The organism is Aeromonas sp. PrichA-15 (assembly GCF_017939245.1).
Classification (GTDB): domain Bacteria; phylum Pseudomonadota; class Gammaproteobacteria; order Enterobacterales; family Aeromonadaceae; genus Aeromonas; species Aeromonas caviae.
The window spans coordinates 26,413-41,148 of record NZ_JAGKRH010000202.1 but is presented as its reverse complement, the minus strand read 5'-3'; the positions used below and the strand labels follow the sequence as shown (position 1 = coordinate 41,148).

General features: G+C 64.4%; 12 protein-coding genes and 2 pseudogenes. 13 read left to right on the top strand and 1 reads right to left on the bottom strand.

The window, feature by feature from the left end:
• From J9889_RS24275 to rraA, 13 genes and pseudogenes are all read left to right on the top strand, one after another.
• A pseudogene (locus J9889_RS24275) lies at positions 1-125 on the top strand (IS630 family transposase); the annotation flags it as partial.
• Between the two features lie 115 nt (positions 126-240).
• Complete coding sequence (locus J9889_RS19365) at positions 241-882, top strand: TetR/AcrR family transcriptional regulator (RefSeq protein WP_201035606.1); 642 nt, start codon at positions 241-243, stop codon at positions 880-882.
• A gap of 94 nt (positions 883-976) precedes the next feature.
• A complete protein-coding gene (hlyD, locus tag J9889_RS19360) occupies positions 977-1,945 on the top strand; it encodes a secretion protein HlyD (RefSeq protein ID WP_201035607.1) in 969 nt (322 codons plus the stop codon).
• Positions 1,942-3,711 (top strand): ATP-binding cassette domain-containing protein, encoded by a 1,770-nt coding sequence (locus J9889_RS19355; RefSeq protein WP_042059457.1) that lies wholly within the window; start codon positions 1,942-1,944, stop codon positions 3,709-3,711. The genes hlyD and J9889_RS19355 overlap by 4 nt, the downstream gene beginning before the upstream one ends.
• Positions 3,708-4,817 (top strand): ABC transporter permease, encoded by a 1,110-nt coding sequence (locus J9889_RS19350; RefSeq protein WP_201035608.1) that lies wholly within the window; start codon positions 3,708-3,710, stop codon positions 4,815-4,817. The genes J9889_RS19355 and J9889_RS19350 overlap by 4 nt, the downstream gene beginning before the upstream one ends.
• 3 nt (positions 4,818-4,820) lie before the next feature.
• Complete coding sequence (locus J9889_RS19345; protein ID WP_201035609.1) at positions 4,821-5,909, top strand: ABC transporter permease; 1,089 nt, start codon at positions 4,821-4,823, stop codon at positions 5,907-5,909.
• Between the two features lie 296 nt (positions 5,910-6,205).
• Positions 6,206-8,752: a nitrite reductase large subunit NirB gene (gene nirB / locus J9889_RS19340; RefSeq protein WP_201035610.1), complete on the top strand. Its 2,547-nt coding sequence runs from the start codon at positions 6,206-6,208 to the stop codon at positions 8,750-8,752.
• Positions 8,752-8,823: pseudogene (gene nirD, locus J9889_RS19335) on the top strand (nitrite reductase small subunit); the annotation flags it as partial. The gene nirB and the pseudogene nirD (J9889_RS19335), both read left to right, overlap by 1 nt.
• A 35-nt stretch (positions 8,824-8,858) precedes the next feature.
• Positions 8,859-9,176, top strand: coding sequence for a nitrite reductase small subunit NirD (gene nirD / locus J9889_RS19330; RefSeq protein ID WP_039039697.1), 318 nt, complete (start codon positions 8,859-8,861; stop codon positions 9,174-9,176).
• Between the two features lie 135 nt (positions 9,177-9,311).
• Positions 9,312-10,118, top strand: a complete 807-nt coding sequence (nirC, locus tag J9889_RS19325; RefSeq protein ID WP_201035611.1) for a nitrite transporter NirC — start codon at positions 9,312-9,314, stop codon at positions 10,116-10,118.
• Positions 10,119-10,130: 12 nt separating this feature from the next.
• Positions 10,131-11,537 (top strand): siroheme synthase CysG, encoded by a 1,407-nt coding sequence (gene cysG, locus J9889_RS19320; RefSeq protein ID WP_210557763.1) that lies wholly within the window; start codon positions 10,131-10,133, stop codon positions 11,535-11,537.
• Positions 11,538-11,669: 132 nt separating this feature from the next.
• Positions 11,670-13,094 (top strand): magnesium transporter, encoded by a 1,425-nt coding sequence (gene mgtE, locus J9889_RS19315; protein WP_210557761.1) that lies wholly within the window; start codon positions 11,670-11,672, stop codon positions 13,092-13,094.
• A gap of 154 nt (positions 13,095-13,248) precedes the next feature.
• On the top strand, positions 13,249-13,734 hold the full coding sequence (gene rraA, locus J9889_RS19310; protein WP_010676045.1) for a ribonuclease E activity regulator RraA: 486 nt from the start codon (positions 13,249-13,251) through the stop codon (positions 13,732-13,734).
• A gap of 271 nt (positions 13,735-14,005) precedes the next feature.
• Here the strand turns inward: rraA and J9889_RS19305 are convergent, their stop codons facing one another.
• Complete coding sequence (locus J9889_RS19305; protein WP_010676046.1) at positions 14,006-14,680, bottom strand: 7-cyano-7-deazaguanine/7-aminomethyl-7-deazaguanine transporter; 675 nt, start codon at positions 14,678-14,680, stop codon at positions 14,006-14,008.
• Positions 14,681-14,736: the final 56 nt, after the last annotated feature.

Here is a 14,736-nt window from a genome sequence, read left to right as displayed (position 1 = left end):
CTAATCGCAGCTTCAAGGATTACGACGACATCCTTGATGCCTGCACATCGGCCTGGAAGCACTTTATTGCCGATGTGGAGCGGGTGATGTCACTTTGTAGCCGAGATTGGATAAAACTGACCTAATGTTTAATCCGATTGGTATCACATTGCGGGCAAAAAGATCCTGCCGCCCGCTTCCGCATTTTTTTTACGGTCGTATAATTGCGTACAAAATGCATACACCAGGAGCGCCAGCCAGATGCACCCCACCCGTCAGAAACTGCTCGATACCGGCCTCGCCATCGCCACCGAGAAGGGGCTGCGCGGCCTCACGGTGCGCGAGCTGGCGGCGGCGGCCGAGGTGAACCTCGGCTCCTTCGTCTACCACTTCGGCAACCGCGACGCCTTTATCGACGAGCTGGTGGAGCTCTGGTACGCCCCCCTCTATGACGAGCTCAAGGCGGCGGCAGCCAAAGGCTCCTACCCCTCTGCCATCGCCATGTTCGAGGCCACCATGGAGGCGCTGATCGGGCTGGTGGCCCGCCAGCGCGGCTTCATCAACCACCTGTTTGGCGATGCGCTGGCGGGGGAAGGGGCGGCCCAGCGCTTTCTGCTCAGCCTGCCGCGCCGCCATCCCCTGCTGCTGATCGAACAGGTACGGATGGCACAGGCGGAAGGGTCGCTGGTCGCCGGTCACCCGCTCCAGCTGATGATCTTCATCATGGGGTCGGTCGGCCTGCCGCTGGTGATCGCCGGCAGTGGTCGCCAGCTCGGCTGGCTGCCCGAACAGGCCGCCCCCTTTCTCAGCCAGATAGACAACCCCGAGGCCGCCAGACAACGGCTGGTATGGGCCCTGCGCGGCCTGCGCTCCACCGACATCAAGGAAGGAGAAACGGCATGAAACAACCCATCGCCATCATCCCTATGGCAGCTCTGCTGCTGGCCGTTCTCGGTGGTGACCTCTGGTGGCAGACCCATCCTCAAGGAGAAGCAGCATGAAACAACGCATTGCAATCGTGGCCCTGCTGCTAACCGTTATCGGTGGCTACCTCTGGTGGCAGGGGCGCCCGGCCGACGGCTCCATCCTCTACGGCAACGTCGACATTCGCGACGTCAATCTGGCCTTTCGGGTCGGCGGCCGCGTCGATCAGGTACTGGTCGATGAGGGAGATAGCGTAAAAGCCGGTCAACTGCTGGCCCGCCTGGATCCGGCGCCCCTCACCCACAGCCGCGACAGCGCCTTGGCCAATCTGGCTGCGCTCACTGCCGCCAACGCCTTGATCCACAAAGGCTATCGCAGCGAAGAGACCGACCGCGCCCGGGCCGCACTGGCCGCCGCAGACGCCGCTGCGCTGGAGGCCGACCAGCAGTGGCGCCGCCAGAGCGCATTGGCCGCCACCGGCGCCATCTCCCGCGGTCAGCTCGATACCGCCCGCTCCCAGCGGGATCAGACCCAGGCGCAGGTGCGCTCCGCCCGCGAACAGCTCGCCCAGCTCGAAACCGGCTATCGCCCGGAAGAGATTGCCCAGTCCGATGCCCAGCTGGAAGGGGCCAAAGCGGCGCTCGCCAGTGCCGAGCTGGCGCTGGCGGATGCCAGCCTGACCGCCCCCAGCGACGGCATCATCATCAGCCGCGCCATCGAGAACGGCAGCATGGTGCAGAGCGGAGCGACCGCCTTCAACCTCTCCCTGACCGCGCCGGTCTGGGTGCGCGCCTATGTGGAGGAGCCCTGGCTCGGCCACTTCCCGAGCGGCGCCAAGGTGACCCTCACCACCGACTCGCGGCCGGACAAGCCCTATCACGGGGTGGTGGGATTTGTCTCGCCCACCGCCGAGTTCACTCCGAAATCGGTGGAAACGCCGGATCTTCGCACCCACCTCGTCTACCGGCTGCGCATCGTGGTACAGGATCCCGACCCGGCCCTGCGCCAAGGGATGCCGGTCACCGTCAGGCTGGCCCCATGAGCTGCGCCATCTCCCTCGAGGGACTCACCAAACGCTTTGGCGAGCGGGTCGCCCTCAACGCCATCTCGGCCACCATTCCGGCCGGTGGCATTACCGGACTGGTGGGCCCCGACGGCGCGGGCAAGAGCACTTTGCTGCGCCTGCTGGCCGGTCTACTGATCCCCGAAGCGGGCACCATCCGGGTGCTGGGGCTGGACCCGGTGAGCGAGGGGGATCTGCTGCGTCAGCGCCTCGGCTACATGCCCCAGCAGTTCGGCCTCTACGAGGATCTCAGCGTGCTGGAGAACCTCACCCTCTACGCTGACTTGCGCGGCGTACTGGAGCCGGAACGCACGCCCACCTTCGCGCGGCTGCTCGCTTTCACCGATCTCGCCCGCTTCACCGCAAGGCCGGCGGGCAAGCTCTCTGGCGGGATGAAGCAGAAACTCGGGCTGGCCTGCGCCCTGCTTGGCACCCCGGATGTGCTGCTGCTCGACGAACCGGGGGTCGGAGTCGATCCCATCTCCCGCCGCGCCCTCTGGCAGATGGTGCGCGAGCTGGCCAAGGGAGGGATGACGGTGCTCTGGAGTACCGCCTATCTCGACGAGGCGGAGCTGTGCGACCACGTGCTGCTGATGGCGGATGGCGAGGTGCGCACCAGCGGCACGCCGGCCGATCTGATGGGGGCCATGGCCAGCCGCTGCTGGCTGCTGGAGGCGGGGCAACTGGATGGCCGCGAGCGACGCGCCCTGCTGCGCCGGGCACTGGCTCACCCAGCGGTGATGGACGGCGCGGTGGCGGGGGAGCGGGTTCGCCTGCTGCTGCACCCGGGCATGACGCCACCGCCGCTCCCGGAGCTGCAACTGGCCAACGGCGCCTTTCAACCAGCCCAGCCCCGGCTGGAGGATGCCTTTATCGACCTGCTCGGCGGCGGCCCCGGCGGAGAGTCGAGTCTGGCGGCCGGGATGCGGGAAGCCGAACTGCCGCAGGGGGTCTCCCCCGAGGCGGTGATCGAGGCGCGCCACCTCACCAAGCGCTTCGGCGATTTTGCCGCCACCGATGATGTCAGCTTTGCGGTGCGCCGCGGCGAGATCTTCGGCCTGCTCGGCCCCAACGGGGCGGGCAAGTCCACCACCTTCAAGATGGAGTGCGGCCTGCTGCGCCCGAGCGAGGGGCAGGCGCTGGTGACCGGCATCGATCTGGCCCACAGCCCCTCGGCGGCGCGCCAGCGCCTCGGCTACATGGCGCAGAAGTTCTCCCTCTACAAGCAGCTCACCGTGGCGCAGAACCTCTCCTTCTTCGCCGGTATCTACGGCCTGTTCGGCCGCCATCAGCAGACGCGGATCGACGCCATGGTGACTGCCTTTGCCCTCGCCCCCTGGCTCGATCAGAAGGCGGAATCCCTGCCGCTCGGCCTGCGCCAGCGCTTGTCGCTGGCCTGCGCCCTGCTGCACGAGCCGCCGCTGCTGTTTCTCGACGAGCCCACCTCCGGGGTCGATCCGGTAACCCGGCGCGAGTTCTGGTCGCACATCAACGCGCTGGCCGACCACGGCGTCACCGTGCTGGTCACCACCCACTTTATGGACGAGGCGGAGTATTGCGACCGCATCGCCCTCATCTATCGCGGCAAGCTGCTGGCGCTCGGCACCCCGGACGATCTCAAGGGGCTGGCCGCCAAAGAGGCGGCGACCTCTTTGCCAACCGGCTCCTTGCCGACCTGTTCTTTGCCAACAATGGAAGAGGCCTTTATCACCCTGGTCGAGCGGGCCAGCGAGGAGGACGCATGAGCATCAACCGTCGGCGACTGCTGGCCCTGTGTCGCAAGGAGACGCTGCAAATCGTCCGTGACCCGAGCAGCATCCTCATCGCCTTCATCATGCCGGTGGTGCTGCTGGTGGTGATGGGTTACGCCATCAATCTGGATGTGGACCACCTGCGCCTCGGCATCTGGCGTACCGACAGCGGCGCCCCGGCGGTGCGGCTGGAGCAGGCCCTGCGCGGCTCTACCGCGCTGGAGATCCACAGCGGCCCGAGCAAGGAGTCCCTGCTCGCCAGTCTGGCCCGTGGCGAGATCCGCGGCCTGCTGGTGATCGATGACGGCTTCTCCCGCGCCATGGCCGGTCAGGGCAATGGTACGCCGCAGGTGCTGCTGCTGACCGACGGCTCCGAACCCAATACCGCCAACTTCGTCACCAACTATGTGCAGGGGATCTGGCAGGGGTGGCTCGCTAGCGAGGGGGTCGCCATGCCGGTGTCGATAGAGAGCCGCGCCTGGTTCAACCCGGCGCTGGTGAGCCGCAACTTTCTGGTGCCTGGCTCCATTGCGGTGGTAATGACCATCATAGGCGCCCTGCTCACCTCGCTGGTGGTGGCGCGGGAGTGGGAGCGCGGCACCATGGAGGCGCTGCTCGCCACCCCGGTCACCAAGGGGGAGCTGCTGCTCTCCAAGCTGCTGCCCTACTATGGCCTTGGCATCATCGCCATGCTGCTCTGCCTGCTCTTCTCGGTGGCGGTAATGGGCGTGCCGTGGCGCGGCTCCCTGCTGCTGCTCTTTCTGGTCACCAGCGTCTTTCTCGGCAGCGCCCTCGGGCTCGGGCTGTTCCTCTCCACCGTGATGCGCAGCCAGTTCAATGCCGCGCAGGCAGCGCTGATCGCCGCGTTTCTGCCCGCCGTGATGCTGTCGGGCTTCGTGTTCGAGATCGCCAGCATGCCGCCTTGGCTTCGGGCCATCACCCACCTCATTCCGGCCCGCTACTTCGCGAGCTCCCTGCAGACCCTCTATCAGGCGGGCAGCGTCTTCTCGATCCTGCTGGTCAACGGTTTCTGTCTGCTGCTGCTGGCCGGTTTCTGGCTCATCCTCACCGCCCGCAAGACGCGGCGCACTCTGGAGTAACCCATGCTGATCCGACTCTGGTGGCTGATCCGAAAAGAGCTGCAAGCCCTGATGGGCAACACCCAGGGGCGCTTTCTGCTCATCATGCCGGTGCTGCTGCAGACCGCCCTCTTCCCGTTCGCCACCACTCTGGAGGTGACCGGCAACACCCTGGCCATCTACAACCAGGATGGCGGTGCCCAGAGCCGCGAGCTGCTGGAGCGCCTCACCCATATGCCCGCCTTCACCACCGTCATGCCGGTGCAAGGCGAGGCGAGCATGACCCTGGCCATCACCGGACAGCAGGCGCTGCTCGGGCTGATTATTCCGGGGGATTTTTCGCGCCGGCTGGCGCGGGGCGAACCGGCCAAGGTGCAGCTGATTATCGATGGCCGCCGCTCCAACGGCGGTCAGGTGGCGGCGGGCTACATCAGTCAGGTGATCGCCCGCTGGCAAAGTGAGGGCAAGGGCCAACCCGAGCTGGCGGTACGCAACCTCTACAACCCCAACGTCGAGTTCCACTGGCATATCCTGCCGGCGCTGGTGGCCATCATCACCACCACCGGCTGTCTGATTGTCACCGCCCTCTCGGTCGCGCGGGAGCGGGAAGAGGGCACCTTCGATCAGCTGCTGGTCTCCCCCCTCACCGCGGGCTGGATCATGGCAGGCAAGGCGGTGCCCGGCATCATGGTGGCGGTGGGGCAAGGGTGTATAGTCGCGCTGGCCGCCCGTTTTGTCTTTCACCTTCCCTTTGCCGGCAGCCTCAGCCTGCTGATGGCGGGCATGGTCTGCTACGGGCTGGCACTGGCCGGGATCGGGCTCTTCATCTCGTCGTTCTGCTCGACCCAGCAGCAGGCCTTTATCGGGGTCTTCTCCTTCACCGTCCCGGCGGTGATCCTCTCGGGCTACATCTCACCGGTGGAGAACATGCCGCAGGTATTCCAGTGGCTGGCGGCCATCGACCCCCTCACCCACTTCATCGTGCTGCTCAAGGGGGTCTTCCTCAAGGGGTTTGACTGGTCGGCCGCCTGGTCCCTGCTCTGGCCGCTGCTCGCCATCGCCGGCGTCACCCTGTCGCTGGCGCTCGCCATGTTCCGCCGCCATATTGCCTGACGCGCCACCTTGTTCAGCTGATGCCGGTCTCGCCCAGTGCGAGACCGGCCTTTTTCCGACATAAGTTTTCACTCCCCGGCAGTTGGTAAACCGGGCTTACCCTCCACCATCCCTCACCCCGAGCTAACGCAGAAATCATTAACTGGTATACCTATTTTTGTATAGTGCTGAATTTTCTCGAATTACCCCTAAGGAGATATATAAATAGACACTTGATTTGCATCAATCGTCTGCCCCTGCCGACTGGGTAGCCTAGCCTCAGAATGATGTTTTATTACTCCAAACTTGAGGCAACTATGAGCAAAGTCAGACTGGTCGTTGTGGGCAACGGCATGGTGGGGCACCGCTTCATCGAAGAGCTGATCGAGCGGGCCGATCCGGGCCGCTACGAGATCACCGTCTTCGGTGCAGAACCCCGTCCCGCCTACGATCGCGTCCATCTCTCCTCCTACTTCTCCCACCACACCAGCGAAGATCTCTCCCTCGTCAAACCCGGCTTCTACGACAAGCACGGCATCCGCCTGCTGCTCGGCGAAGCGGTGAAAGAAATCGACAGGGCCAACCGCGAAGTGCACTCCAACAAGGGCACTGTGGTCGAGTACGACAAGCTGGTGCTGGCCACCGGCTCCTACCCCTGGGTGCCGCCCATTGCGGGCAGCCAGCACCACGAGTGCTTCGTCTATCGCACCATCGAGGATCTCAAAGCCATCCGCAGCGCGGCCAAGAGCGGCAAGAGCGGGGTGGTGATCGGGGGCGGCCTGCTTGGCCTAGAGGCGGCCGGCGCCCTCAAGGCGCTGGGTCTCGAGACCCATGTGGTGGAGTTTGCTCCGGTACTGATGGCCGAGCAGCTCGACGGTCAGGGCGGCCAGCTGCTGCGCCGCAAGATTGAATCCATGGGCGTGCAGGTACACACCAGCAAGAGCACCAGCGAGATCCTGATGCATGGCGGCGAGCAGGCGAAACACCGCCTCGCCTTCGCCGACGGCAGCCAGCTGGAAGTGGACGTGGTGGTCTTCTCCACCGGCATCCGCCCGCAAGACACCCTCGGTCGCTACGGCGATCTCGCCATCGCCGAGCGCGGCGGCATCGTCATCGACGATCACTGCCTCACCTCAGACCCCGACATCTATGCCATCGGCGAGTGCGCCGCTTGGCAGGGCCGCTTCTTCGGGCTGGTGGCACCGGGCTACAAGATGGCCCAGATCACCGTCGACCATCTGCTCGGCGGTGACAGCCGCTTCGAAGGGGCAGACATGAGCGCCAAGCTCAAGCTGCTCGGCGTCTCCGTCGGCTCCATCGGTGATGCCCACGGCCGCACCCCGGGCAGCCACAGCTATGTGTTTCAGGACGATCAGGCCGGCGTCTACAAGAAGATCGTGGTGAGCGAGGACAACAGCCGATTGCTCGGCGCCGTGCTGGTGGGTGACGTGGAGGATTACGGCAACCTGCTGCAGATGATGCTCAACGCCCTGCCCCTGCCGAGCCACCCGGACACCCTGATCCTGCCCGCCTACGCCGGTGCCAAGCCGACCCTGGGGGTGGATGCCCTGCCGGAAAGCGCCCAGATCTGCTCCTGCTTCGACGTCTCCAAGGGCGACATCGCCAAGGCGGTGGCCGAGGGCCACACCACCCTGGCAGCCATCAAGCAGCAGACCAAGGCCGGTACCGGCTGCGGCGGCTGCGTGCCGCTCATCAGTCAGGTGCTCAACGCCGAACTGGTGAAACAGGGCATCGAGGTCAACAACCACCTCTGCGCCCACTTCCCCCACTCCCGTCAGGAGCTGTTCCATCTGGTCAAGGTGGAGGGGATCAAGAGCTTCGACGAGCTGCTGGCCAAACATGGCCAGGGCCATGGCTGCGAGGTGTGCAAACCGACGGTCGGCTCCATCCTCGCCTCCTGCTGGAACGACTACGTGTTGAGCCCGCTTAACACACCTCTGCAGGACACCAACGACATCTTCCTCGGCAACATGCAAAAGGACGGGACCTACTCCGTCATCCCGCGCATGGCCGGTGGCGAGGTGACCCCGGAAGGGCTGCTGGCGGTGGCCGAAGTGGCCCGCGACTACAAGCTCTACACCAAGATCACCGGCGCCCAGCGCATCGGCCTGTTCGGGGCCCAGAAGGATGATCTGCCCGCCATCTGGCGCAAGCTGCTGGCAGCGGGCTTCGAGACCGGTCAGGCCTACGCCAAGGCGCTGCGCATGGCCAAGACCTGCGTCGGCAGCACCTGGTGCCGCTTCGGCGTGCAGGACAGCGTCGGCCTCGGGGTCTTCCTCGAGAACCGCTACAAGGGCATTCGTACCCCCCACAAGATGAAGTTCGGCGTCTCCGGCTGCACCCGTGAATGTGCGGAAGCACAGGGCAAGGATGTCGGCATCATCGCCACCGACGCGGGCTGGAACCTCTATGTAGGCGGCAACGGCGGCATGAAACCGCGCCACGCCGATCTGCTGGCGTCTGACCTCGACCGCGAGACCCTGATCAAGCTGATCGACCGCTTTATGATGTTTTACGTCACCAGCGCCGACAAACTGCAGCGCACCTCGGTCTGGCTCGGCAATCTGGAAGGGGGTGTCGACTACCTGCGCGAAGTGATCGTCGACGACAAGCTGGGGCTGGCCGAGACACTGGAGCGCGATATCCAGACCCTCATCGACAGCTACGAGTGCGAATGGTCGCGCACCCTCAACGAAGAGGAGGCGCTCAAGCGTTTCAGCCACTTCATCAACAGCGACAAGCGCGACCCGGACGTTCAGTTCGTCAGCGAACGCGACCAGCACAGACCCGCCACTCCGGCCGAGCGCATCCCCGTCTACCAGATCGAGGTGGAAACCAAATGATGAAACTTGCCTGCCAACTCAACGACATCCTGCCGGGCACCGGCGTCTGTGCACTCATTGAAGGTCGTCAGAATATGCCTGTTTCGCTCGATGTGGAGGTTCAATCATGAAATTCGCCTGCCAACTCAACGATATCCTGCCGGGAACCGGCGTCTGCGCTCTGATCGAGGGTCGTCAGATCGCCCTGTTCCGCCCGAGCGCGGCCGCCGAAGTGTTCGCCATCGACAACCGGGATCCCTTCTTCGCCGCCAACGTGCTGTCGCGGGGCCTGATCTGCGAACACGACGGCGAACTCTGGGTGGCCAGTCCGCTCAAGAAGCAGCGCTTTCGCCTGAGCGATGGCCACTGTTTCGACAACCCTGCGATGTCGGTGCAGAGCTACCCCGTTGAAGTGCGCGACCAGCAGGTCTGGGTCGCCGTCTAACACCAGACCCCACCCCGGCCCTCCCCTTCACAGGTGAGGGAGCAAAAAGCTCCTCCCCCTTGACAAGGGGGAGGCAGGGGGGGGTTAAAAAACAGTCAGGGCTGCCCGCAGGCGGCCCTCTTGAAGGAAACAAAGATGTATACCGAAACCATCAACAAGTGCGCCGCCAACGCGGCCCGCATCAACCGCTTCGAGCGCAGCGACAAGCTTGGCTTCTGGCTCGGCTCCGCCATGGCGGGGGCCTATGTGGGCCTCGGCATCATCCTCATCTTCACCCTGGGCAACCTGGTGGACCCGAGCATCCGTCCGCTGGTGATGGGGGCCACCTTCGGCATCGCCCTGACGCTCGTCATCATCGCCGGCTCCGAGCTGTTCACCGGCCACACCATGTTCCTCACCTTCGGGGTGAAGACCGGCAAGATCGCCATGGCCGACCTGCTGCGCATCCTGCCGCAGACCTGGGCTGGCAACCTGCTCGGCTCCATCGCGGTGGCGCTGATCTACTCCTACGGCGGCAGCCTGCTGCCGGACGCGGGCAGCCTGGCGCACAAGGTGGCGCTGGCCAAGACCCAGGCACCGGCGCTGACCCTGTTCATGAAGGGCGTGCTGTGCAACTGGCTGGTCTGCCTCGCCATCTGGATGGCGCTGCGCACCGAGGGTGCCGCCAAGTTCATCGCCATCTGGTGGTGTCTGCTGGCCTTCATCGCCTCCGGCTACGAGCACTCAGTCGCCAACATGACCCTGTTTGCCCTCTCCTGGTTCGGTGCCCACTCCGAGGCCTACACCCTGAGCGGCATCGGCCACAACCTGTTGTGGGTGACCCTGGGCAACACCGTCTCCGGCGCCCTCTTCATGGGTCTGGGCTACTGGTATGCCACTCCCAAGGCGGAGCGCCCGGTTGCCGTGACCGAGAACACCGTCAGCCAGACTCAAACCGCCTGATCCGGAGGTCCCATGGACTACTTACCCATCTTCTGTCGACTCGATAACAAACCCGTGCTGCTGGTCGGCGGCGGCGAGGTAGCGGAGCGCAAGGCGCGCCTGCTGCTGGACGCCGGTGCCCGCCTGACGGTGGTGTCTCCCGAGCTCGACCCCGAGCTGGCGGAACTGGCTGACAGTGGGACCATCGAGTGGCTGGCCGGCGAATTCGAGCCGGCGCAGCTGACGGGCAAGTGGTTGGTGGTGGCCGCCACCGACAGGCGCGAGGTCAATGCGCTGGTGTACCAGAGCGCCAACCAGGCCGGCATCTTCGCCAACGTGGTGGATGACCCCAAGCGATCCAGCTTCATCATGCCGTCGATCATCGACAGATCGCCGCTGATGGTGGCCATCTCCTCCGGCGGCAAGGCACCGGTGCTGGCCCGCCTGCTGCGGGAAAAACTGGAAGCCCTGCTGCCGCAACATCTGGGGGCCGTGGCGACCTTTGCCGGCAGCCTGCGGGAGCGGGTCAAGGCCCGCTTCGCCACCATGGGAGAGCGGCGCCGCTTCTGGGAGCGGCTGCTCGGGGCGGATCGGCTCGGTCAGGCGCTGGCGCGGGGCGATCACGCCTCTGCCCACCAGCTGGCCGACAGCCTGTTTGCCGACGAAAGCCAGACCGGAGGCGAAGTGGTGCTGGTGGGGGCCGGCCCTGGCGATCCGGGTCTGCTCACCCTGCACGCCCTGCGCCAGATGCAGCAGGCGGACGTGGTGGTCTATGACCGGCTGGTCTCCGACGAGGTGATGGCGCTGGTGCGCCGGGATGCCAAGCGGATCTTCGTCGGCAAGCAGGCGGGCAACCACTGCGTGCCCCAGGAGGGGATCAACCAGCTGTTGCTGGAGGAGGCGCAGAAGGGGCAACGGGTGGTGCGGCTGAAGGGGGGTGACCCCTTTATCTTCGGCCGTGGCGGCGAAGAGCTGGAGACGCTGGTCGGCAGCGGCATCGGTTTTCAGGTGGTGCCGGGGATCACCGCGGCCAGCGGCTGCGCCGCCTACGCCGGCATTCCGCTGACCCACCGGGATCACGCCCAGAGCGTCCGTTTCGTCACCGCCCACGGCAAGGGGGGCGCCCGGGATCTCGACTGGCCGCTGCTGGCCAAAGATCGGCAGACGCTGGTGTTCTATATGGGGCTCTCATCCTGCGCCACCATCCGCGAGCAGCTGCTGGCCCACGGCAAGGGGGGCAACACCCCGGTGGCGCTGATCGAGCGCGGCACCCAGCCCTGCCAGCGGGTCATTCGCGGCACCCTCGATGAGCTACCCGCGCTGGCGGTGGGGGTCGAGAGTCCTGCCCTGATCATGGTGGGCTCGGTAGTGACCCTGGCGGACCAGCTTGCCTGGTTCGGGCAAGGAGGCGCCGCAGACGCGGCCCTGGCCTCGGCCTGATCGCTGCATCCATTCCAACGCCACCCTCGGGTGGCGTTTCTTTTTCTGCATTTACAGTCATAACCTCTTGTTTTGAGTCTGGTATCCTATGGGGACTGTCCGCCGGATCACCGAATTCAGGAATTCTGCTTCATGTCCCTCCCCCCCAAGAACAGCGCCAAACAGCGTGAACACGACAGAGCCCGCATCCTCACGCTGCTGCTGGCCGATGACGCCCTCACCGAGAGCCTGCTCGACCCGCAAGGGGAGCAGGACGCAGCGCTTCGGGACCAGACCAGCGAGCTGACCCGGCTGGTCAACAGCCTGCCCGCCGCCGATATCGCCGATGCGCTGGAGTCCCTGCCGCCGGACGAGCGCCACGTGCTGTGGCAGCAAGTGGATGCAGACAAGCACGGCCAGATCCTGGTGGAGGCGTCGGAGACGGTGTGGGACAGCCTCATCAGCGGCATGAGCGACAAGGAGCTGCTGCACGCCCTGAGCACCCTCGACATCGACGACCAGATCTACCTGGGTCAGTACCTGCCCCGCAACCTGATGGGACGGCTGCTCACCTCCATGGCGCCGATGGACAGGGACAAGGTGCGCGAGGTGATCCGCTACGGCAAGCACACGGTCGGCGCCATGATGGACTTCGAGCTCATCACGGTGCGGCCCGACGTGACCCTGGCCACCGTCCAGCGCTATCTGCGCCTGCGCGGCAAGATCCCCGAGAACACCGACAAGCTGTTTGTCACCGATCGGCGCAACCGGCTGCAGGGGGAGCTGCCCCTCACCGCCGTACTGCTGCACAAGCCCGAAACCCTGGTGAGCGACGCGATGGAGAAGGATCCGGTCACCTTCGATCCGGAAGACAACGACGAAGCCGCCGCCCGCACCTTCGAGCGGGACGACCTGGTCTCCGCCGCCGTGGTGGATGCCAGGGGCAAGCTGATGGGACGGCTCACCGTCGCCGAGGTGGTGGACTTGGTCTATGAGGAGAGCGACACCGACCTGCGCCGGATGGGGGGGATCAGTGAGGAAGAAGACGTGTTCGCCCCCGTCTCCAAGGCGGTCAAGACCCGCTGGGCCTGGCTCGCCATCAACCTCTGCACCGCCTTCGTGGCATCAAGGGTGATCGGTCTGTTCGAGCACACCATCTCCCAGCTGGTGGCGCTGGCGGCGCTGATGCCCATCGTCGCCGGCATCGGCGGCAACACCGGCAACCAGACCATCACCATGATAGTGCGGGCACTGGCGCTGCAGCATATCCAGACCGGCAACGTCTCCTTCCTGCTGTGGCGCGAGCTGGGGGTGGCCCTGATCAACGGCCTGGTGTGGGGCGGCACCATGGGGGTGGCCACCTACATCCTCTATCAGGACGCGGCGCTGGGCGCGGTGATGACGCTCGCCATGATGCTCAACCTGCTGGTGGCGGCGCTGATGGGGGTCATCATCCCCATGACCATGAGCCGGCTGGGCCGCGACCCTGCGGTGGGGGCCAGCGTGATGATCACCGCCATCACCGACACCGGCGGCTTCTTCATCTTCTTGGGGCTGGCGACCCTGTTCCTGCTCTAGGGCCCGAGGCTGACCGTCTGCGGCTCCTGCCAAGACGCGGGGCCGCTTTCGCGCAAAAACGGCATTTCCCGCCACTGGGCAAGGAATAGTCGTTGAAATGCCAACCCCACTCCTTATACTGGATCCACCTGTTTCCAGCGGTGGATCTGACACAATGGAATACAACACTTCAGAACTGTGCGACATCTATCAGGACATGGTGGATGTACTCGAACCCATGCTCTGCTCCTTCGGCGGCCGCGCCTCTTTCGGCGGCGTCATCACCACGGTCAAATGCTTCGAATCAAACGGCCTAATCCGTGAACTCGTCAAAGAGAACGGCGTTGGTCGCGTGCTGTTGATCGACGGTGGCGGCTCCATGCGTCGTGCCCTGATCGATAGCGAGATCGCCACCACGGCGGCGGAAAATGAGTGGGAAGGGATCGTCTGCTACGGTTGCGTCCGTGAGGTCGATATCCTGGAAGATCTCGACATCGGCATTCAGGCCCTGGCGGCCATTCCGGTGGGCGCCGACAGCAAGGATATCGGGGAAACCGATCTGCCGGTCAACTTCGGCGGCGTCACCTTCCTGCCGGATGACCACCTCTATGCTGATACCACAGGGGTGATCCTCTCCCCCGATGCCCTCGACATCGAGTAAACAGCGCTGAGTGAAAATGGGAGCCCTGGCTCCCATTTTTTATGCCCGCTGATGGCGGAAAAGACGCAAAAAAAGAGGGCCAGTAAACTACTGGCCCCTTAACTGGAAGCAATGTGAGCAATGTCGTGCCTTCACAAGAAGTCCATCACGTTGGAACGAATGAAGTCTTTCCCGGAAAACAATGTAACAATAATCATTCTCATTTAACTGTGCAAGCCTTATTTGCGAAGATCGCAAAAAAATTGACCACCCATGGGGGTGGTCAATTTCATCAGGCTTGTCGCGTAGCAGCTTGCAGGCCAGCCAATCCGGCCTCCCCCACCAGCTTGCGGCTGAGATAGCGCAGCAGCACACCGTAGAGCGGCACAAACAACCCCAGACTTATCAGCAACTTGAATACGTAATCCACGGTCGCGATCTCGACCCAGTGCTCGGCCATGAAGGGATCCGTGCTGCGCCAGAAGGCGATGCTGAAGAAGGCGATGGTATCCACCAGATTGCCGAACAGGGTGGAGGCTGCCGGTGCCACCCACCAAGCTTTCAACAGGCGCAGGCGGTTGAACACCACCACGTCCATGAACTGGCCCACCAGATAGGCCATAAAGCTGGCTAACGCGATCCGGGCAACAAAGAGATTGAACTCTGCCAGATTGCCCACCCCCTGGAAGCTCCCTTCGAAAAAGAGCACCGAGAGCACGTAGGACACGGTCAATGCCGGCAGCATCACGGTCTGGATGATCTTGCGCGCCAGGCCGGCGCCGAAAATCCGCACCGTCAGATCGGTGGCCAGGAAAATGAACGGGAAGCTGAAGGCACCCCAGGTGGTGTGGAAGCCAAAGATGGTGATCGGCAGCTGCACCAGGTAGTTGCTGCTGGCAATGATCAGGATGTGGAACAACGAGAGACGCATCAGTGCCGTCTGGTACTGAGCCGGAGTCAGGTTCATATTGTGACCTTTTTGGTTAATGGGGTTAGGGAACCCATATCGCCACCATGGCGATA